The organism is Bacillus sp. S10(2024) (genome assembly GCF_050473865.1).
Classification (GTDB): domain Bacteria; phylum Bacillota; class Bacilli; order Bacillales; family Bacillaceae_G; genus Bacillus_A.
On the sequence record NZ_JBFLUR010000002.1, the window covers coordinates 2056140 to 2077540 of the forward strand.

At 34.2% G+C, this 21401-nt stretch carries 22 protein-coding genes; 12 read left to right on the forward strand and 10 right to left on the reverse strand.

Annotated elements, in window-relative coordinates; translation table 11 throughout:
- Nucleotides 1–67: 67 nt before the first annotated feature.
- The 3 genes from AB1280_RS10570 to AB1280_RS10580 all read left to right on the forward strand — a co-directional run bounded on the left by AB1280_RS10570 (nt 68) and on the right by AB1280_RS10580 (nt 2853).
- Complete coding sequence (locus tag AB1280_RS10570; protein WP_272189580.1) at nt 68–1885, forward strand: HAMP domain-containing sensor histidine kinase; 1818 nt, start codon at nt 68–70, stop codon at nt 1883–1885.
- Nucleotides 1886–1991: 106 nt separating this feature from the next.
- Nucleotides 1992–2522, forward strand: a complete 531-nt coding sequence (locus AB1280_RS10575) for a tyrosine-type recombinase/integrase (RefSeq protein ID WP_090915491.1) — start codon at nt 1992–1994, stop codon at nt 2520–2522.
- 136 nt (nt 2523–2658) lie between these two features.
- On the forward strand, nt 2659–2853 hold the full coding sequence (locus tag AB1280_RS10580) for a DUF3924 family protein (protein WP_429755785.1): 195 nt from the start codon (nt 2659–2661) through the stop codon (nt 2851–2853).
- 336 nt (nt 2854–3189) lie between these two features.
- Here AB1280_RS10580 and AB1280_RS10585 read toward each other — a convergent pair whose 3' ends face one another.
- Nucleotides 3190–4035: a DUF72 domain-containing protein gene (locus AB1280_RS10585; RefSeq protein WP_429755786.1), complete on the reverse strand. Its 846-nt coding sequence runs from the start codon at nt 4033–4035 to the stop codon at nt 3190–3192.
- A gap of 347 nt (nt 4036–4382) precedes the next feature.
- Between AB1280_RS10585 and AB1280_RS10590 the strand changes: the two genes are divergently transcribed.
- Entirely contained in the window at nt 4383–4835 is a 453-nt protein-coding gene (locus tag AB1280_RS10590) for a hypothetical protein (RefSeq protein WP_429755787.1), read from the forward strand.
- Between the two features lie 301 nt (nt 4836–5136).
- The gene (locus AB1280_RS10595; RefSeq protein WP_429755788.1) at nt 5137–5766 is read left to right on the forward strand and encodes a hypothetical protein; all 630 of its coding nucleotides are present in this window, start codon (nt 5137–5139) and stop codon (nt 5764–5766) included.
- Between the two features lie 76 nt (nt 5767–5842).
- On the opposite strand, the gene AB1280_RS10600 is transcribed toward AB1280_RS10595, so the two are convergent.
- The gene (locus AB1280_RS10600; RefSeq protein WP_429755789.1) at nt 5843–7840 is read right to left on the reverse strand and encodes a transglycosylase domain-containing protein; all 1998 of its coding nucleotides are present in this window, start codon (nt 7838–7840) and stop codon (nt 5843–5845) included.
- Between the two features lie 305 nt (nt 7841–8145).
- On the opposite strand from AB1280_RS10600, the gene AB1280_RS10605 reads away from it, so the two are divergent.
- The 3 genes from AB1280_RS10605 (at nt 8146) to AB1280_RS10615 (ending at nt 10690) form a co-directional block, all read left to right on the forward strand.
- Nucleotides 8146–8766, forward strand: coding sequence for a DUF47 domain-containing protein (locus AB1280_RS10605; RefSeq protein WP_272189587.1), 621 nt, complete (start codon nt 8146–8148; stop codon nt 8764–8766).
- An 11-nt stretch (nt 8767–8777) separates the two neighbouring features.
- Nucleotides 8778–9776, forward strand: a complete 999-nt coding sequence (locus AB1280_RS10610) for an inorganic phosphate transporter (RefSeq protein WP_272189588.1) — start codon at nt 8778–8780, stop codon at nt 9774–9776.
- Nucleotides 9777–9889: 113 nt separating this feature from the next.
- On the forward strand, nt 9890–10690 hold the full coding sequence (locus AB1280_RS10615) for a sulfite exporter TauE/SafE family protein (RefSeq protein ID WP_272189733.1): 801 nt from the start codon (nt 9890–9892) through the stop codon (nt 10688–10690).
- Nucleotides 10691–11319: 629 nt separating this feature from the next.
- Here AB1280_RS10615 and AB1280_RS10620 read toward each other — a convergent pair.
- Nucleotides 11320–11544, reverse strand: a complete 225-nt coding sequence (locus AB1280_RS10620) for a hypothetical protein (protein ID WP_272189589.1) — start codon at nt 11542–11544, stop codon at nt 11320–11322.
- Between the two features lie 390 nt (nt 11545–11934).
- On the opposite strand from AB1280_RS10620, the gene AB1280_RS10625 reads away from it, so the two are divergent.
- The gene (locus tag AB1280_RS10625; protein ID WP_272189590.1) at nt 11935–12447 is read left to right on the forward strand and encodes a Crp/Fnr family transcriptional regulator; all 513 of its coding nucleotides are present in this window, start codon (nt 11935–11937) and stop codon (nt 12445–12447) included.
- A gap of 16 nt (nt 12448–12463) precedes the next feature.
- Here AB1280_RS10625 and hmpA read toward each other — a convergent pair whose 3' ends face one another.
- Together hmpA and AB1280_RS10635 are read right to left on the reverse strand one after the other, a co-directional pair.
- Nucleotides 12464–13672, reverse strand: a complete 1209-nt coding sequence (gene hmpA, locus AB1280_RS10630; RefSeq protein WP_429755790.1) for an NO-inducible flavohemoprotein — start codon at nt 13670–13672, stop codon at nt 12464–12466.
- A 221-nt stretch (nt 13673–13893) separates the two neighbouring features.
- Complete coding sequence (locus tag AB1280_RS10635; RefSeq protein ID WP_429755791.1) at nt 13894–14412, reverse strand: hypothetical protein; 519 nt, start codon at nt 14410–14412, stop codon at nt 13894–13896.
- A gap of 406 nt (nt 14413–14818) precedes the next feature.
- Here AB1280_RS10635 and AB1280_RS10640 point away from each other — a divergent pair, with 406 nt between their 5' ends.
- Entirely contained in the window at nt 14819–15016 is a 198-nt protein-coding gene (locus tag AB1280_RS10640) for a hypothetical protein (RefSeq protein ID WP_020060182.1), read from the forward strand.
- 50 nt (nt 15017–15066) lie between these two features.
- Here AB1280_RS10640 and AB1280_RS10645 read toward each other — a convergent pair whose 3' ends face one another.
- Nucleotides 15067–15933 (reverse strand): hypothetical protein, encoded by an 867-nt coding sequence (locus AB1280_RS10645; RefSeq protein WP_429755792.1) that lies wholly within the window; start codon nt 15931–15933, stop codon nt 15067–15069.
- A gap of 111 nt (nt 15934–16044) precedes the next feature.
- Here AB1280_RS10645 and AB1280_RS10650 point away from each other — a divergent pair, with 111 nt between their 5' ends.
- The gene (locus tag AB1280_RS10650) at nt 16045–16821 is read left to right on the forward strand and encodes a class I SAM-dependent methyltransferase (RefSeq protein ID WP_429755793.1); all 777 of its coding nucleotides are present in this window, start codon (nt 16045–16047) and stop codon (nt 16819–16821) included.
- Between the two features lie 33 nt (nt 16822–16854).
- Here AB1280_RS10650 and AB1280_RS10655 read toward each other — a convergent pair whose 3' ends face one another.
- Nucleotides 16855–17064: a hypothetical protein gene (locus tag AB1280_RS10655; RefSeq protein WP_081625617.1), complete on the reverse strand. Its 210-nt coding sequence runs from the start codon at nt 17062–17064 to the stop codon at nt 16855–16857.
- Nucleotides 17065–17309: 245 nt separating this feature from the next.
- Between AB1280_RS10655 and AB1280_RS10660 the strand changes: the two genes are divergently transcribed.
- Nucleotides 17310–18851, forward strand: coding sequence for a bifunctional metallophosphatase/5'-nucleotidase (locus tag AB1280_RS10660; protein ID WP_272189597.1), 1542 nt, complete (start codon nt 17310–17312; stop codon nt 18849–18851).
- A gap of 34 nt (nt 18852–18885) precedes the next feature.
- On the opposite strand, the gene AB1280_RS10665 is transcribed toward AB1280_RS10660, so the two are convergent.
- From AB1280_RS10665 to liaF, 3 genes are read right to left on the reverse strand one after another with little or no spacing between them, the layout of a single operon-like run.
- Nucleotides 18886–19518: a response regulator gene (locus AB1280_RS10665; RefSeq protein WP_272189599.1), complete on the reverse strand. Its 633-nt coding sequence runs from the start codon at nt 19516–19518 to the stop codon at nt 18886–18888.
- Nucleotides 19511–20572, reverse strand: coding sequence for a sensor histidine kinase (locus tag AB1280_RS10670; protein WP_272189602.1), 1062 nt, complete (start codon nt 20570–20572; stop codon nt 19511–19513). Before AB1280_RS10670 ends, AB1280_RS10665 begins: the two co-directional genes overlap by 8 nt.
- Nucleotides 20572–21312, reverse strand: a complete 741-nt coding sequence (liaF, locus tag AB1280_RS10675) for a cell wall-active antibiotics response protein LiaF (RefSeq protein WP_272189604.1) — start codon at nt 21310–21312, stop codon at nt 20572–20574. The genes AB1280_RS10670 and liaF overlap by 1 nt, the downstream gene beginning before the upstream one ends.
- Between the last annotated feature and the right edge of the window lie 89 nt (nt 21313–21401).

Genomic DNA, 21401 nt, shown 5'->3' on the forward strand with positions numbered 1-21401 from the left:
TATTATGTTTATTCGTTTGCTATAATAAAGTGATGATTATGGAATTTACAGCTTATGAGGTGAAAAAGTGAAAAAAAGAAGTATTGTGTTTAAGCTTTTCTTATTAACATCAGCATTATTTACTGTGACATTTTTACTTTTTTTCGTTGGACAATCGCTGTTTTTAGAGAAATTTTATATTAATAAAAAAGTTCATACAGTCCAGACTAATTTCGAAAAATTTGTAAATAAATATGAAAAAAGCAACGGTTCCTTTGAAGAGCTTTCAAAGTTAAAACAAGCGTTCTATGAAAAAACAAACGCTGAACTCGTCCTATTAGATCGTAATGGCATTATTAAAGATGATAAAAATTATCATATTGAAATTGTTGATAAATTCAATAAAACATTTTTCATTCCATTGAATAATACGTTTACAATTTCCGAATATTCTTCGTTTATCAATTTAGGATTAAAAATTTCTGATTCAATCCGTATACAAGGAATCCCTAAAAACGATATGATTATTCCTGTTGCCATTACTACTGCGGATAATAGAACATGGCAAAATGATAATATCATTTCAGATTTAAAGCTATTTGGAATCCAACTTACAGATGTCAAAAAAAATATATATTCAAAAGATTTTAGTAATAATGTAAACACATTTGATGGCACTATAACGAAGTTGCACACTCCATCCACGAACGATATTCGCCTTGCAAATAAGGATACATTAATGCAAGGTATCCAACATTGGGAGCTTTCTGTTGCATTAGGGAAAACAAATACGAATGAAATGACAACATACACATTAGGCGGGGAAAACGATATTAAAAGTCAAATTTTTGTTAAACCCGTTATTTCAAATGGAGAAATAAAAGAATTTGCATTTGCAATGACATCATTGCAGCCCGTTGATGAGGCTATGCTTGTATTGAAAGACTATTATGTATATGCGTTAATTATCGTCTTTATTGTCATTATTTTATTATCGTTTTATTACTCAAAAATCATTGCAAATCCGCTTATTAAAATGAATCGTGTTACAAAAAAAATGGCAAACTTTGATTTCTCTGAAAAACTCCCTATATCAACAGAGGATGAAATAGGAAGTCTATCAAGTAGCATTAACTCTCTTTCTGTAAATTTAAAGGACCGAATTGATAAATTACATGTAGCAAATACAAAGCTACAACAAGATATTGAAAAAGAACGACAACTGGAAAAAACTAGAAAAGAATTTATTTCTGGTGTATCACATGAATTAAAAACGCCATTAAGTGTAATCCGAAGTTTCGCTGAAGGTATTAAAGATGGCGTAAGTAAAGACACTTCGTACTATACTGACGTTATTTTAGAAGAAACTGATAATATGAACCGCCTTATTGTCGAAATGCTAGAACTTGCAAAACTTGAGTCTGGCACATATAAATTAGAATTGGAAAACTTTTCGATAGGAGAATTAATTCAACAAGTATATTCAAAGCTATCATTTAGTATCGAAGAAAAAAATTTACAAGTAGAACTTGCATTTGATTCCACTATTTATGTACAAGCAAATCGAAATCGTATTGAACAAGTTGTCGTCAATTTATTAAGCAATGCGATTCGTTATACACCAGTTGGAGAACAAGTAAAAGTAACTGTCAGTGAGTATGAAGAAACAGTGAAAGTTGAAATTGAAAATAACGGTGCACCGATTCCCGAGGAGAGTTTAGATAAAATATGGGACCGCTTCTATCGAATAGATGCATCACGTAGCCGTCACACAGGCGGAACTGGTCTTGGACTATCCATCGTAAAAAATATCTTAGAATTGCATCATGCTAATTATGGCGTTTATAATAAAGAAAACGGCGTTGTCTTTTACTTTCATTTGCCAAAAGTGGAAGTAATCAAATAATTTGTCCGAATTTCACGAAAAGTTCACATGAAATTCACACGCTTCCTTTACAGTAAGAACTAGTTAATCCTTTCCTTTACACATATAAAAGAGGAGAGTGCGTGAAATGAAACAAGTTGGACAACCAATTCAAAATGAAAAACAATTAGAAAAAATCAAAGATATACTAATACAATCATCAAAACGTGATGCTTTATTATTCGTATTAGCTGTAAATTCAGGATTAAAAGTAAGTGAAATATTACAGTTAAAAGTTGGCGATGTTATCGATGAAAATGAGCATGTTCGTCATTCTATTTTGTTCTATAATGACAAAATGAAGAAGCATAAATGGTTCGCTGTAAATGAAGAATTGCAACATACAATTGAACAATACATGAAAGAACGAAAAGTATGGAAGCGCAATGAACCATTATTAAAATCTCAAAAAGGAACAAAATCTATCACGAGACAACATGCTTGGTACATTTTAAACAAAGCGGCAAAAGAAGTTGGTTTAGAAGGGATTAGCTCGCATACACTTCGCAAAACATGGGGATATTGTGCTTATAAATCTGGCGTAGATATTGCCTTTTTACAACACTTTTTTGATCATAGTACCCCATCCAAAACTTTAAAATACATCGGTATTGCTTAACAATACTTACTGTAAAAATCGTAAAAGAGGATAACTATTTTGAAAATAGTTATCCTCTTTTTATAGCAGTCATTTAAAAACCCTTTTCTTGTTTCTCTCCTCTTCTAGTGATACTCTAATAATAGGGGGGAGAAATATGAACACATTAACAATTGAATTACCTAAGGAAACATTAGAAAAGCTAGATTTATTGCAGCAAGCTTACAAAAAGAAAACAGGTGCTGTCGTTACCGAAAGTACCCTTATTCAATCTCTTATTTCAAGAGAATTTATTCAAGAAGTTACACCATTTGATTTACAGCAATACGTACAACAAAAAGAACAGCAATAGGTTTCTAATGACAGAAAAACTCTCACCTATCTTTAAAGTGAGAGTTTTTCTATCATTTAAAGCAAGTCATCTCAAGTATGCACAGCCAATCACCAATCTTAATTTTTATAAACCTTAAATTTTTTAAGATAAAATCTAGAAAACCATTGACAATGATAATGATAACCATTATCATTTATTAAGAAGCCAACAATTGATGAATCAACCAAACGCTCAGTAACATTGTTACCCCTCTTTTTTCATAAAGAAAAACCCTGTACATTCCCCCTGTTTGTGCAGGGTTTTTCTTTTTGGTTTGCTTATTAATAGATGAAACTCTTTTGTTGATATTTCACTTCATTCAAATAAATTTAGTTGTTCAGGCTTAGGTTCCCCGTACGTAATACCAAGCATATCCATGAGTTGTTTCGCATTATCTGCTGCATCTCCGCCAGAATTATTATTAAATAGAAGGTAAACTTCCTTTGTTTTTATTTTCAATTTTTCTATCCGCTCTACCCATTCTTTTAATTCTTGTTTATTATAGCGATATAAACAGCGAACAGCCCGCCAGTTCTCTCCCTTATCCAGCCACCCGTGTACATTGCGACCGTGAAATCGAACTAAGGTCATTTGTTCATGCGTTGATTCTAATACAATTGGAATAGAACCCATTCCCGCTTGCGGTTCATCACAAATTGTATGAATCCAACCTTCTTGTTTCATAAATTCCAACGTTTGATTATGAAATTGTGGATAAAACCAAGTCTGATTCCGAAACTCTAATGAACATGGGATATCTTTCATTTTTTCTTTCGTATAACGTAATAAATCTACATTTTTCTTTTGACAATCAAACCAAGGCGGATACTGAAATAATACCATTTTTAGCTTATTGGCTTTTTGAAGAGGAGTAATTGACTCTTTAAATGTGTGGAACATATCATCAATATTCGCAAACGGAATTTCTCCTCGCATATGACCTGTCATTCCTTGATAAGCCTTTACAATAAATGAAAAATTTGCTGGTGTTTCTAAAGCCCATTTCTCATAATTTCTTGCAGGCTGTATAGCATAAAAAGAACTATCTACTTCCACAATTGGAAAATACTCGCTATATGTTTGCAGCTTATGCTTCATTTCATATGCATCTTTATATAAAGAATCGTGATCCCCCCATCCTGTTAACCCAATAGAAATCATCCCAACACCATCCCCTATCTACCTTTAAATCTAAAAACATATTATAATATCTTGGGAAAAAATAAAATGAACACGTTGTTTCATCTATGAACAATTCATTATACGTTTACATTCTTTACAAATTCCATTGTATCTTATAACTTCTTATTAAACCTAGGTGATTTTTCTATGCACAGCCAGATACTCTCGTCCCCCCTAAAAGAAAGCGGTTTTCATTCTCGTTTTTTACTTATATATACAAAAAAATGTCCATCTTTACTTTTCTTTACCTTCGCTTAACGTTTATTTAATGCTGATTTTGTATAATTCATTATGAAAGAACTTATACGAAACGAGGGTGAATGCTGATGAAAGTGTTATCATCTGTCCGTTTTTGGATTATTCTCATGTCATGTATAACATTATGTTTTGCACTCTTTTTAATTGGAGAATACAATAAACCAAAAGCAGAATCAAATGACGATACCGTTCCTTATCACATCCTATATATAAACGAAAACCACATACCACTAACGCAATCTAGACAAAAAGAAAAAATTGTTCTAAAAGGAATGGTGATTACTGATGCCACTTCCTATAAACAACTAGAAACAATTGCGAAACAAATCAAAGAAAAATATGCAGATGCAAACCTCGACTCTATTGAACTAACAGTCCATAACAAAAATAATGGCCAATACGATGATCTTGCTTATGAACCAATTGCCAAAGGAAATATTGTCATCTCTTATACAACATTAACTAAAAGCGAGCGCAGTATGCATACAAATATAAATATTCAACTCAACAAGCACTCTTAATCTCGCAGAGTGCTTGTTTTTTTATCTCGCTATTCGTGGGCAGTATTACTCCCACCTCAAAATTCAGTGAAAGCATTCTCCAGCCTTAGCGGCTAGAATGTTCGTTGGGAGATAAGCTGCCGTAAAAGCCCGATTGGTGAGGGTTGGTGGGCGATCCCTCCACTCATTAAAGTTTCACTTTATGTATACGCACATTTTTTATAAATTAGTCAAGTATCCTAGGTCTTGTCCTGTAAAGATGAATATCATATAACGACAAATGATTTAAAGAGAAATAAATTCCATTAAGGAGGAACTATGTATGATGTATCCATATAATTATTCGTATAATTCTCAAAACGCGATGAGAAATTTAAAAAATTTAATTGGCACAAACGTAAGTGTTAATTTAGGAGGTCCAGAAAAAGGAGAGGGCACATTATTAAAAATTCAAAGTGATTTTTGTGTAGTACAAACTAACGATGGTGTTGTTTACTATCCGTTACATCATATTAATGGCTTTGCCGAGCAATATGAAGATGACTCTGAAGAATCAGATGATAATGAACAAAACAATAATCAAAATAACCAAAATGAAGACCCTATCATTGTAAGCGGAACTCGTTTTGGAAGTGTTATTAACCGGCTAAAAGGAGAAACGGTTCAATTGAACCAAGGTCCAAAGAAAATAGAAGGGACTGTTGTTGGCCGTACTAGAGATCATATTCTACTAGAGGTTGATGGTCAGGTTACGTATGTACCAGCGTTCCATGTTCAAAGTATGCGTTGGAACTATAATAACGACAATAATAATGATGACAATAACAATAACAACAACGAGAATAACAACAATGATAATAACAACGATGATAATGAAACACGTAACCAAGATCGTAAGAAAGATGATTGCAAAAGAAAGAAATGTAAACGACGCGAAAGACGTTGTGACTAAAGTAATAACGGTCCCTATACTAACAATTTAAAATACATGTAAATCCCAGGTTATTTTATAACCTGGGATTTACTCTCTAAAAGGATGAAAACCATTCTTTTATTTTATCCATCCAGTTCCCTTTTTGTTCTTTTCGCTTCATTTCTTCTTCAATGGTTTGTAACTGTTTTGTATACTCTGCTTCTGGTATAAGAGATAAATCGAAGTTTTTTTGAATTGGCTTTCCAATCGCTTTATTCATGATATCCCGAAACATCGTCGTCGTTATTTGGCTCCCAGCCGGCACAATATGTTCATTATCTGTTTTATCGTAACCAACCCAAATAGATGCAACTAATTCTGGTGTATAGCCAACAAACCATGAATCTTTTGATCCATTATTTGATTCATCCGCTAATTGTGTTGTGCCTGTTTTCCCAGCAGTCTCTGCATATTTAAGCTTCGCTTTTTTTCCAGTTCCTTTCTCTACAACTCCTTTTAATAAATATGTCATCTTTTGTGCCGTTTTTTCATCTGTAACACGAATTTCTTTTTTATACCATTTCCCTACTGTATTTCCTTCACCATCTTGAATTTCCCGAATCGCATGCGCCTCCATTTGGACACCATCATTTGCAAATGTTGCGTACGCTTGTGCCATAACAAGAGGAGACGTACCTTCACTCATTCCTCCTAATGCTAACGAATACGATTTGTCATTTTCTTGCAGTGGAATACCAAACCGCTCTAAAGACTTCAGCCCTTTTTCTAAACCAATTTGTTCTAATAGCCAAACAGCTGGTACATTATATGAATTAGCCATTGCCTCATACATCGTCACTTTACCATGATATACATTTCCACTATTCCTTGGTTTATATTCATTAATTTCAATCGGTTCATCTTTTAAGACATCATATACCTCATATCCTTGCTCTAATGCCGGTGTATACACTGCTAGCGGTTTTAACGTGGAACCTGGCTGACGCTTTAATTGCACTGCATGATTAAACTGTAAAAATTGATACGGCCCCCTCCCGCCTACAAGTGCTGGAATGCCGCCCGTTTTGGGATTCATAAGCACAACACCTGTTTGCATAATCTGATCAGAGGTACTCTTTGGAAAGTATTGATCATTATTCACAACAGCTTCTGTAGCCTCTTGCATTTTGGGATTTAATTCCGTGTAAATTTGATAACCGCCTGATAAAATTTCATTTTGTGTCAATTTATATTTATTCATTGCCTCTCGAACAATGTAATCAACATATTGAGAGTACTTTCCTTTATAGTTATCTTCAACACCTCTGTGAAGTGAAAGCCCTTCATCTTTTACCTTTTGATATTGCTTCTCTGCTATATAACCTTGTTCCTTCATTAATGAGAGAACAACATTTCTTCTTTCAATCGACTTATTAAAGTCTTTAAAAGGTGAGTACGTAGAAGGTGCTTTAATTAATCCCGCTAAAGTAGCAGCTTCCGGAATCGTCAAGTCCTTTACTTCCTTGTCAAAATACGTTTTTGTCGCCTTTTTAATTCCCCAAGCTCCTTCACCAAAATAAATTTGATTCAAATACATCTCTATAATTTCATCTTTTGTATATGTGCGTTCAATTTTCTTTGCAATAAAATACTCTTTAAATTTTCGTGAAAACGTCCTATCTTGTGTTAAAAATACGTTTTTAGCTAGCTGTTGTGTAATTGTACTTCCTCCAGCAACAACTTCTCCTGCTGTTATATTTTTAACAATCGCATGAAAAATTCCGCTATAATACACACCGCGATGCTCATAAAATTTTTTATCTTCTACTGCGACAACAGCCTCCACCATAACATTTGGAATGTCTTTTCGCTTAATTCCATCCGTTTTTGACGAAGACAACGTTGCTGCTACTTCCTTATTTGCATCATAAATAACTGTTGGCTGAGGCACTGCTTGCTTTAATGCAGAAATATCTTGGATTGTGATCATTATATTTACAAAGATAAACAAGGATAAGAAAACAAAGCCTATCGTTAACAATGCGATTCGTAATTTTTTTCTTTTTTTGAGCCACTCGCGTAGCCTTTGTAAATGAGTGCTGTTCAACTTCATTCATTCACTTCCTCTATCTTACTTTCAAATGTATATTTGTACGTTATACCTTTACAAATTTTCCATGATACCGCTATAATTCGTCAAGTATAAGCTCTCTTTATGAGTCATACTTTTTATAAGAAAAGGACATTCTATAGATGAGAACATTACTAAATTTTCATTAATATTGCTAATTTTTCAATATGTCTAATGTTAAGTTTTTGTAAACTTTTCGATAAAATGTTTTAAAAAACGACAGCTTTTTGATAGAATGAACTAGCCAATATGCTTTACATAACTATTTCTTTGGTGGGGGTAACAATATGGTTTTCAAATCTAAAAAAGATAAATTTTCAGAAATGTTAACGAATATTTCCGAAAATTTAAAAGAAGGCGCTCAATTTTTTGTGGAGTACAAGCTTAAAAACGCAAGTGATTTAAAAGAATTCTCCATGCGCATGAAAGAATATGAGTCAAAGGGCGACACATTTATTCATGAAATTATTATGGAATTAAACAAAGCGTTTATTACTCCAATTGAACGCGAAGACATTTTGCAACTTGCAATGAGTATGGATGATGTATTGGACGGGTTAGACCATAGTGCTGGTCTATTTGAAATGTACTCTATTACAGAAGCTGATGAGTACATGATTAAGTTCGTTGATGCAATTAACCAATGTGCAATTGAAATTGCATCATCTATTGAATTGATGTCTAATAAAAAGCTTCTCGATATTCGTACAAACGCAATAAAGATCAAAGATTACGAATCAAAATGTGATGATATTCGTAGACATGCGATTAAACATCTGTTCTCTCGTGAAAAAGATCCAATTAAGATTATTCAATACAAAGAAATTTACGAAGAACTTGAAGAAGTTGCTGATAGCTGTCAAAGCGTAGCAAATGTTTTAGAAACAATTATTATGAAGAACGCATAAGGAGTTTGATCATGGATACACTCTTGATTTTAACCGTTTTAGTTGTCATTTGTGCTTTAGCTTTCGACTTTATTAACGGGTTCCATGATACAGCAAATGCCATCGCAACAGCTGTTTCAACCAAAGCTCTAAAGCCAAGGCAAGCCATTCTTATGGCATCTATTATGAACTTTTTAGGTGCAATGACATTTACGGGTGTAGCAAAAACTATTACAAAAGATATTGTTGATCCATTTACATTACCAAATGGTAGTGTCGTTATTTTAGCAGCACTGCTTGCTGCTATTGCATGGAATTTAATTACTTGGTATTACGGAATTCCAAGTAGTTCATCTCATGCAATTATCGGCGCTATTGCTGGGGCAGCTATTGCTGCCGCTGGTGTACATTCATTAAATTATAAAGGTTTCATTAAAATCATTGAAGCTTTAATTACTTCACCAATTATTGCTTTCGTCATTGGTTACATTGTGTATAGTATTTTTAAAGTGTTCTTTAAAAACTTTAACCTGACGAAAACAAACAAAAATTTCCGTTTGTTACAAGTAGTAACAGCTGCATTACAAGCTTACACACATGGTACAAACGATGCTCAAAAAGCGATGGGTATTATCACAATGGCACTTATTGCAAATAATTATCACCCTTCAACAGATATTCCTTTTTGGGTCCAACTCGCGTGTGCGACTGCAATGGGTCTTGGTACTTCTATTGGAGGATGGAAAATTATTAAAACTGTCGGTGGACAAATTATGAAAATCCGCCCGGTAAATGGTGTAGCTGCTGACTTATCATCATCACTTGTTATTTTCGGTGCAACTTTCATTCATTTACCAGTAAGTACAACACACGTTATTTCATCTTCTATTTTAGGTGTTGGTGCTTCACATCGCGTAAAAGGTGTAAAATGGGGAACAGCAAAACGCATGTTAATTACATGGGTTATCACACTTCCTATTTCAGCTTCATTAGCTGCTTTATGCTATTACGTATTAAATCTTCTTTTCTAAAAAAAGGTCGTCTTCTACATAGAGAAGACGACCTTTTTGTGAACACACATCATTTTTATTCAAAACGTTGTATAATGAATAATGTATTTGCTGCAAAAGAGGAGATGTTACAGTTGGAATATATTATGCTATTACCTATTGGATTATTAGCAGGTACGATTGGAAGTCTAGTTGGTCTTGGTGGTGGAATCATTATCGTTCCTTTACTGATTGGCTTACACAGCCTTTCCCCACAATTAGCCGTCGGCACTTCAATTGTTACTGTTGTATTTACAGGTTTGGCTTCTACACTTACTTATATGAAGCATAAACGAGTAGATTACAAAAGTGGTCTTATTTTATTTATTGGAAGTGGGCCTGGGGGAATCATCGGATCATGGACAAATAAATTTTTAAATCAAGAATCATTTTCTTTATATTTTGGTGTCTTTCTTATTCTCGTATCGATTTTACTAATGCTACGTGATAAAATGAAACCCATTTCCGTTTCAAGCAGTTCTGTTATTAAACGTTCTTTTACAACTTCAGAAGGAGAAGTCATTACCTATCAGTTTCCACCTTTTCTTGCTATCATTATTTCATTTGGTGTAGGTTTTATTTCTGGCTTATTCGGGATTGGCGGAGGTGCCTTATTAGTTCCAGCAATGATGCTTCTTTTTGCTTTTCCAGCACAAATCGCCGTTGCTACATCCATGTTTATTGTTCTTTTATCCTCAATTGTAAATTCAGCAACTCACATTCACCTTGGTAACGTTAGCTGGCTCTATGCCCTTGTTTTAATTCCCGGTGCATGGATTGGCGGAAAATTGGGAGCTTATATTAATACAAAATTAAGTGGTAATGCCATTATCAATTTATTACGTATTACCTTAATTATTCTCGGCACACGCCTTATTATTAGTTCCATTTTATAACGCATTCTTTTTTAGAATGCGTTTCTTTATATACATGTATAAAAAAACACTCCTAAAATAATACATAAAACTGAACAGATACATAATAAAATAAGGTTAGAAACATGTAAATTCCCCAAAACAATCACTCCTATGTTTGTTGCATCTTCTTTACTTGATCCCGCTCTAACGTACTGTAAGACCCCTACTGAAATAGGTAAAAATGAAACTTCCATAAGAGCTTAATTGGTTCAACTAATGAAAAATTCCTATTTACTTTATCATACCGAAAAAACACAACATATACATTTACAATGCCCTAACAATATAAAAATGAGTGTTACAAATCCAATGTAATTATTACATTATATATACAATCTTATTTTTTTATATTGATAAATATATTCCTTTTAATTTTTCTCCATAAAAGTCGCGGCTATGTAAAGGCCGTGATTCGCTTTCCCCTTTTGTTTTAAATCTTGCATACGATAGGAAAATATCTTGACAGTTTCTATGTGCGGCCTGTTGCTCTCGCTCCCTTAAAAAGAGAGGAGGTTTTATATCGTTTTTTACTTGTAAATATAAAACAATCCAATACATGCTTCTTTCACAAATGAAAAGCAGCATGTATTGGATTGTTAAAATTATAATTAGTGTACAAGTGACCATCCCATAAAATCTTCATGAACTTGTCTTGCCCGTTTATCATTTCGATCATATAATTCTGCATAACTATTAGTTTCTTCATCATAAGCCATCGTATAAATGATTTGTCCATCTATTTCAACTGATAGAACAACTCCGCCCTTCATTTCTTCTACATGTATCACTGCATCAGCTGAAATTCTCACATCAGCCATTTTTTCATCTAACATGGTATGCCCCCTAAAAAATATTCCTTTCTAGTACCGTTCTTACACATACACACTAAACAGTATACTACTGTAATACGGTATCTTACGTCAATATAATTAATGGACTTTATGTAAGTAAATATCTTTTCTACTAAATATAAAACAAGATGTCTATTAGCAGGACCTTTCTCTTTCTCTTTTTGTTTTTATTCCTTGCACATGGAAGAAAAAAGACCTGACCGCTTCTACGTATAACCAGTTACTCTCACCCAGCTTAAAAGAAAAGAGTTTTTATGTCTTTTTTCAAAATAGATTTATATATACAGTCGCCTCTATCTCTTTCAAGTATAGTCTTAAGTAAATAATTCCTCTATAATGAGATTAAATGCAAAATATAAAGAGGTGCTTACAGTGATTTTACATAAAGGAGAAGTATTATTTCGCCAAGGAGAGGAAGGCCCTCTATATTTTATAAAAAGCGGTCTATTAAAAGTCGTTCGTGTCCAAGAAGATGGCACACCTTTTCTATTCAACATTATTGTTCCAGGTGAAACAATTCCTCATCACTCATTAATCTCACCGAAAGAATATCATGGTACTGCAATCGCTTTAATTAAAACAGAAGTAACACCCATTACATGCAACACATGGTATGAACAATTACAAACAACCCCTGAATCTTATGCCAAGATCGCCCTCCAGCTGCAAACAAAATTACGCATGATGCAGCAACGTATCGACCAGCTTACAACCGTCTCACCAAAAGAACGCCTTTATCGTTTACAAGACTGGTTCGCAACCTATTTGGGAGATATCCCTATTTATGAAATTTTAACGCAAACGGAAATTGGGCAATTAATTGGCATTCGCCGTGAAACCGTAAATCGTCTCATTCGTGAACAAACAAAAAACGAGGTGAACTAACACCTCGTTTTCCTAATTACTGTAAGCTTGCTGCTGGTCCGAAAAATTCAAAGTGAATATGCTCTGATGAAACGCCCCATTCTGTCAAAGCTGCATGAATCTGCTTCATAAATGGTACTGGTCCGCAAAAATAGAAATCTGCTTCAGTAGAAGGAATAATAGTTTGTAGCCACGCTAAATCAATAAATCCTTCTTTATCATAATTTTTTATTTTCTTATCTTGCTCAGTCGGTGCAGAGTAACAAGTATATGCTTTTACCTGTTCATGTTCTTTTGCTATATTTGCAATATACTCTTTCATTGCGTGTACATCGCTGTTTAATGCACCGTGAATAAAGTATACATTTCGGTTTGGCGATTGCTGAATTAATGTATTTAACATACTCATCATCGGTGTAATTCCTACACCACCACTAATTAACACAACTGGTAATTGTGAATCCATATTAAGTACAAAATCTCCTGCTGGTGCACTTAATGGTAAAACATCTCCTTCTTTTACATGATCATGTAAATAATTAGATATTACTCCCTCTGATCCCTCCATACCTTTCTCACGTTTTACACTAATACGATAATAATCTTTTCCAGGGGCATCGGATAAACTGTACTGACGGTTATGTGTATAAGTTTCTCCTTCAATGTTTAGCTGTACGCTTACATACTGCCCTGGCATATATGAAGATAGTGATCCTTTATCTTCTGGCTTTAAATAAAAGGATGTAATCACATCACTCTCTTTCTCTTTTTTCACAACGATAAAGTTGCGGAAATCTTTCCAACCACCCGCTTTTGCTGCCGCTTCTTCATACATCTCTGCTTCTATACTAATAAACGCATCAGCAATTACACCATAAGCCTCTCCCCAAGCATCTAATACTTCTTGCGGTGCATGAGCTACCTCTTTAATTGCTTGCAATAAGCATGTTCCAACAATCGGATAGTGTTCAGCTTTAATACCTAAGCTGCGATGCTTGTGCCCTATTTGTTTTACAACTGGAATAATCACTGCTAAATTATCAATATAATTAGCAGCTGCATATACTGCATTTGCTAATGCTTGTTGCTGTCTTCCTTTTTTTTGATTTGTATGGTTAAAAATATTTAATAGTTCAGGATGCTTAGCAAACATAATTTGATAAAAACGTGTTGTAATCTCCACACCTTTTTCTTGTAATAACGGTACAGTTGATTTTACGATTTCAATTGTTTTTGCACTTAACATTCTATTCACTCCTCTATTTCTTTATCTACTTCCATTGTATAGCATACCCAAAATAGAGGTTGTGATTTTAATCACTATAAACATGATGGTTTTGTGAAAAACATCATAAAATAAAACTTTCCCCCGATATCATGACATTTCCAGCGACATGACTCATCTATCTTTTGTTAGATTTCCTGTATATTAAATCCATAATAAAAAGACATACTACGTATGTCTTTTTATGGCGCTTGTAATACCTGTTCAATTACCTTCACATCTTTTCCATTTCCAAACTCTGTATAGCCCCAAATGTTCGTTTCACCTGTATATTTATTTACAATAATATCGAGATCATGATATACACGATGTGCATAAACGATATATTCGATATTCCGAGTAGTTACTCCCTTTTTCAAAACTTCATAACTTCGCTTCACATCTCGTTTTATTTGATTGTTTTTTACTTTCTTCTCAAAGCTTTTTAAAGTATTCTCCTGTTCTTGAAACCATTTCATGAAACGCTCCCAATCTCCATCCGTATACTTTTCTGCTTTTCCGTAATTTAAAAAGTCATTGTAGCTTGCATGTGTGTTACTGATAAATTGTCGTACTTCTTTCGTCTCATCCACACCTTCTACTTTTGGTATCGTTGCTACTCCAACTGGCTTACTTGCATAGTGTATAAAAAATTTGCTTAAGCCGTAACTAGCGATTCCCATAACAAGAAGAATTCCAAGTATACTCCAGATTTTTTTCATACACCCTACCTCTTTTCTTTATATAAATATTACATTTGTTTCTAAAAAGAGTAATATTTGTAATATTCTATAAAAAAATGAGGATTCCTGTATAAATTGTTCTTACCATTTCGACAGTGTTTTTCTACAAATTACGAGTAGGAACTTGATCTTGTAAAACAGGATTTGCTTGATAGGAAGCATATCCAAGAACTGCAAATAATCTAACGCTATTTTAATTTAGACAACAGAAAAACATCCACTGCTGCAATAATTCCCCATAATCCTTTTGTATTTTGTTTCATATTCCTCTCCTTACCGATAATTTTTTTCTTCTTATTATGTCATATTTTTTTAGTTTATTGGAAAACTACCGTTTATTTCCTCCATTTTTAGCCAATACTATCAATGCAAGGAGGTGAAAACGGTGACATTGCAATCTGTTATGATCGGTGCCTTATCTTTTCTAGCTTCTATGTTAATTTTTTATACAGTTGGACATGTATTACTGTTAGATTGGCTACCCGACAATATTTTTATTAGCTCCATTATCCTTTCTGCACTTATTATCGCTTATTTTATTACGCGAAAATCCATGAGTGAGCCTTCAACAAAAACAAAATAAAAGAGTGATGATATCTTATCACTCTTTTTCTCATTTCCTATGAATAACCATTATCTTTCGAATTGCATCTTCTCTCCATATTCTTTCACTATTTCAATAATATTTTGAAAAGCACCAATCTCTTCTTTTTTATAATTCAATACTTTTAGGTTATATTGATCATAATACGCTTCTAACATTTTTAATTGAGATGATGATATACCGCTAACAGGAACAACAAAGCTCACTTCATATTGTTTATATCCTTCTTTCACTAACTCACCTTGTACTTGTTCACTGTTTTCTTTATTGATTATCTTTTGTACTTTCGAAGGAATTTCTAATTGAAAATAATATTTTTTTTCTTTTTCCAGCTTTTTATATAATGCATCTGAAATCGTATAAAATACTGTATAATACACTGTATTTTCCTTTGTTTTAATGTGAAAACGAGTAATTTGTAAATCCTTTTTAGTAATTTTAGTTATAGCTGATTGTTGTTCGGCATCATTTTGTATTAAAGGTGCTGATGGAAATAAAGAAAGCAGTTTTTCTGTGTCCACTTTTGATAGAAGATAAAAATTTTTTGTATCTGTTTCCTTTTGTAACCACCCTGTTCTCGCTTCTGTACGAAGCCAAGCTTTATATTTCTCTTCTTGTCCATTTTTCTTAATTGTAATTACATATTCGGGTTCACCTAATTCACCGATTACGTTTTGTTTCTCTGCTTTACTAATTATATTAGCCGCTATTTTGGCTTCTTCACCCTTCAATGTTGTTTCTGGTTTCCCTGCTAGAGATACAATTACTTGTACACCCTCTTCCATCATACGCCCCGCTTCTTTTGTTATTTTTTCACCTTGTTCTATTTTCTTATCTACTTGATTACATGCCACTAATAAAAAAAGAAAGAACATGAATAACCATTTTTTTCGCATAGCTCTCATCCTCATTCCTCAAAATAAGAAAAACTTATTGTACTCGAAAGAAAACAAAATCAACCTACAAAATTAAATTCGATATAATATACATGAAAAGGAGGTTATAACATGCCGATAAATTTTCATAGTTCAAACAACAAATATACGTATACGAATCGTCAAGCAACGGATTCATGGACACGTATGGTACAAAATATTGTAGATGTCAAAGAAAAAAGAGTGATTGATATTGGATGCGGCGGTGGTATTTATACGAAACAACTCGCTATGATGGGTGCAGCTGAAGTAATTGGTGTTGATTTTTCAAATCAGATGATTCAAGCTGCCAAAGAAAACTGTACTCATATTTCAAATGCTTCCTTTACACAAGGTGACGCTTATAACATTCCTTTCGCAGATGAAACATTTGATATTGTTCTATCACGAGCGGTCATTCATCATCTAGATCATATTCCGAAGTTTCTTCAAGAAGCATATCGTATTTTAAAACGAAACGGTATCCTTATTCTCCAAGACCGGACAATTGAAGACTGCACGATTCCAGGAAGTCCGGAACATATTCGCGGCTATTTCTTTTCTTGCTATCCAAAATTAATTCATATAGAAGCAAAACGAAGACCGGAAACAAATCAAATCCTACATTTGTTACATGATAACGGCTTTCATACAAATCCGACTCAAAATTTTTGGGAAGTTCGTAAAATTCACTCTTCAATTAAAGATTTACTTCAAGACTTATCACCGCGTACAGGCCGCTCTATTCTCCATGAATTATCAGACAATGAGCTTTCTGAGTTATTACAACATATTCACTCTAAGCTTTACGAGAAATCTCCTATTATAGAGCAAGATCGTTGGACAATTTGGACAGCTGAGAAAGAGTAACAAGCCTCACATCACGTGAGGCTTGTTACTCTTTCATAACCTTGTTCGGCAACACTCTTGATATCCACCATTTCTTGCCTGTGCACTGCCACACTTCGAACATACTAAAAATCTGGATTGATTTGCAAACAAACTACCTTTATCAAAAAGTAACACTCCTGCCTGCTTAAGCGAACGAGAATAATATAACCATATAAAACCACAAATTGCAGTAATACACAACAATACACCCATTACAAGCATTTTCGTCACCTCTGCTTCGTTTGTTCTTTCCAGCAAGTGGATAATTACATTATTCTCTATAATAAATAATAAATCCTCCTTTTCTTCATAAAATAAAGTGAAACTTCACTTAGAGCGAAATTAAAGTAAATGTATGAGAAACAAAAATTTTATAATTCTTATAAAAGATTTACGGTTTTTTAATAAAATTAAACGTTGTCCTGCTAATATAATAAAAATACTAATATATGAAAAGGAGTGACAACATGTTTACCTTTCTTACGTATATCCCTTTTCTCATTTCTATAACCCTTTCTTCACTTTTCCCTGCTCCAGAATCCCCTGAAATACCTGTACAAATCATTGGATTAAACGATTTACACGGACAAATCAACTCAACTACACCGCTGCATGGTAAGCCCGCCGGTCGCGCTGACTACATAGCCTCTTATATCAACGCCTATAAACAACAATTTCCACATACCTTGCTTGTCCATACTGGTGATATGATTGGCGGAAGCCCCCCCATTTCGGCTCTCTTTCAAGATGAGCCAACAATAGAATTTTTAAATATGCTACAATTTGACGTTGGAACAATTGGTAATCATGAGTTTGATGAAGGAGTAGAAGAGCTAAAACGACTAATTGATGGTGGCTTTCATCCAAAAACCGGTATGTTTCCAGGTAGTTCTTTCCCTTATGTTTGTGCAAATGTACTAAATGCTAACACAAATAAACCTCTATTCCCACCATATGTAATAAAATGGATTGATGGCATTCCTATTGCTTTTATCGGCGTCGTTACAAAGGAAACACCTTTTCTTACGATGCAAGGTGATATGTCGGCAGTCACTTTTATAGATGAAGCTACTGCTGTTCAAACGTATGTACGAGAATTACAGCAAAAAGGCATCCATGCTATTATCGTTCTTGCTCATCTAGATGGTAAGACAACAGACAGAATTACATACGGGCCACTTGCTGATCTAGCCAGTAAACTTGATGATGATGTAGATATACTATTTGGTGGACATAATCATTCTTATATGAATGGATTTGTCAATGGAAAACTACTTGTTGAAGCGTATTCTTATGGAAAGGCTTTTGCAAATGTGCAGCTCACACTTAATCGCAAAACGAAAGATATTACAAGAAAAACAGCGAAGATTATTCCCACTTATCATGATCAAATACAGCCTAATCTAATCGTTCAAACATGGCTCCAAAGCTATCAAACAAAAGTAGCCCCCTTAACCGAGCAAATACTTGGAAAAAGTATACACGAGGTCACACGAGATCAAAATAAAAACGGAGAAGCAGATCTTGGTGCCCTTATTGCTGTATCTCAGCGTCAAGCTATGCAAACTGACATTGCATTTGTCAATCCCGGCACTATACGCCATAATTTACCGGCCGGTTTCATCACATGGGAAAATACATTTCTCATTCAACCTTTTGAAAATAAACTCATTAAGATGGAGTTAACTGGTAAAGAAATTCAAAGTGTTCTGCACGAACAATGGGATGATGAAGTACGGATGTTACAAGTATCTGGAATTTGTTATACATGGGAAAAAAATGAGGTGAAATCAATCTCACTAGAAAATGGTGAGCCACTCCAAGATGATACAACATACTCTGTCGTAGTAAATTCTTTTCTAGCAAATGGAGGAGATAAGTTTACAATTTTTCAAAAAGGACGAAATCGTGTTGAGGGCCCAACAGATCAAGAAGCATTCGCAAATTTCATTCGTTCTACTCCCTCTTTAGAAAATATTCGAGTGAATCATATTCAAAAAATACAGTGAATACTTACAAAAAAAAGGCTTCTTTACGGCCTTTTTAATTTGTAAGCTGATGACGAAACGCATAAATAACAGCTTGTGTTCGATCACTTACATGTAATTTATTTAAAATATTACTTACATGCGTCTTCACTGTTTTTAAAGCAATAAATAGTTCATCAGCAATTTCCTGATTACTCTTTCCTTGTGCAATTAATAGTAAAATTTCAAACTCTCGCTCTGTTAACTCTTCATGCAGCGGCTGTTCCTTTTTTTGTCGCATACGTGACATCATTTTTCCGGTAACTTTCGGTTCGAGTACTATTTCTCCATCAAATGTCGCCCGAACTGCATCTGCTATATCACTCGCTCTAGACGTTTTTAACAAATAACTAGTTGCACCAGCTTCAATGACCGGATATAACTTTTCATCGTCTAAGAAACTTGTCACAACAACAATTTTTGCTTCCGGCCATTCTTGAATAATTGCTCTCGTTGCCTCAACACCGTCCATTTCATCCATTACAAGATCCATTAAAATAATGTCTGGTTTTAGTAATAGTGCTAATTCCGAACCTTTTCTTCCATTTTCTGCTTCTCCTACAACTTCAATGTCCGGCTGAGTCGATAAATACGCTGATACACCCATACGAACCATTTCATGATCATCAACAAGTAATACTTTAATCATCTTGTTCCTCCCCTCTTTCTAAAAGAATCGGCACTTTCACCTCAATTTGCGTTCCTTTATTTGGAAAGCTTAATACCTTTAAAGTTCCGCCAATTTCATGAACGCGCTCTTGCATAGAGCGAAGACCATATGACCCTGCTTTGTTCACTCCTACTTCAAAGCCTACACCATCATCAATAATTTTTAAAATTGCATATTCATCAATTTGGCGCAACCTCACTTCTGTTTTCTTTGCTTTTGCATGCCGCAATGTATTGGACAGTGCTTCTTGTACAATACGGAATAAGTGGTCTTCTACACCTTTTTTCAATTGAATTGGCTCAATCAACCATTCAATCTTCATATGTTGTTTTCGTGAAAGTTCTGTTAATAATTCTTCAATGCCTTCCGTTAACTTTTTACCTTCTAATTGGACGGGACGTAAATGAAGAAGCAGCGCTCTCATTTCTGATTGAGCATTTACAACCATATTTTCAACAAGTTTTAATTGCTTTTGAGTACCCTCTGGTATATGAGCAGTTTGCTCATTAATTGCTGACATCATCATCGACATCGCAAAGAGCTGTTGACTGACAGAATCATGAAGTTCCCTCGCTAAACGATGCCGTTCCTCTGAAATAGCCTGTTGTCGCATTTCTTCATTCCAATGCGCTCGTTCATTCGTTACTTTTTGAAATAATCCTGCTTGCTCTTCTAAACGTCTAGCAAGCGCAATTACCTTCCGTTCTACTTCATGAAATTCATCTTCTGCTGTAAACGAAGCATCTCTTGGAAAATTCCCTCTTTCTACTTCAAATAGAAAAGTCGTTAACCCTTGAATTCGCTGCTGCATATAATACCCAATCGCATATCCAACAATTCCACCTATGAGAAGACTCGTACAGATAATAAACAAGCTAACAGGAACAGAAGCAATAGATTCTTTCCATAATAAATCATACACATTTTGCTGGCTTTTCCATACATAAACGATAGTACAAATAAGTGCAATACTAATAGAAGATAATATTGAGTAACGGATATACATCCATGAAATGTTCTTCTGTTTTTTCATTATACTTTCCTCACTTCCGTATCGCCTACGATAAGCGAAGAAATAATTTTAATACGGCGAGGAGCTTCTTTATACTGTTCCGTTCTAAACTTCACATTACGATTAAAGCCTGTTTCTTCATGCGATGGAAGCAATATTCTCCCAACAATAACAGAATGATTCAAGGACAATTCAATATCGTATGGAACATACAAACGAATATTACCAATCACACCACGAATGACAATGACAGTTTCGCCTTCTGGAATCATGGCTGTTGTTAAATCAATTTCAATATCTCCGATTCCATATTGAATATTCACATCTTCTAACTCATAAATATGATCCATTATTCGTACGTTACCAACCATAATATTCTTTATATACGGCTCTGTTCGATAGATTGGTTTTTCTTCATTTATATATTCTTTTTCCTTAATTTCAACCTGTACCGCATTTGACTTTTGCTGGCCTTGTATCAGCTGGTAGCCAATGAAAGCTAAACAAGCAAATAAAACAAGCACGAAAGCTGCTGATGAAAATAGGAAAAATAAGAAAACAAGTCCCCCAACAAATAAACACACATTCCCTCTCACATATCGATTCTTTTTTCGATAATGCCTTCCAAACATAATCATAACAAAGGCAAAAATAAGAGCACCAGGCTCAAAATGTCCAAGAATCATATCGAGAAAAAGACCGAATCCAAATATGACGAGGAGCATCCCTAATAATTGTGTTTTCGAAAATTGTTTCTTCATTGCAGCTCCCCCTTCTTTATTATATATACATAGAAGAAAAAGGCATTGTATTCCAACACCTTTTCTTCTATCACTATATCATAAGCTCA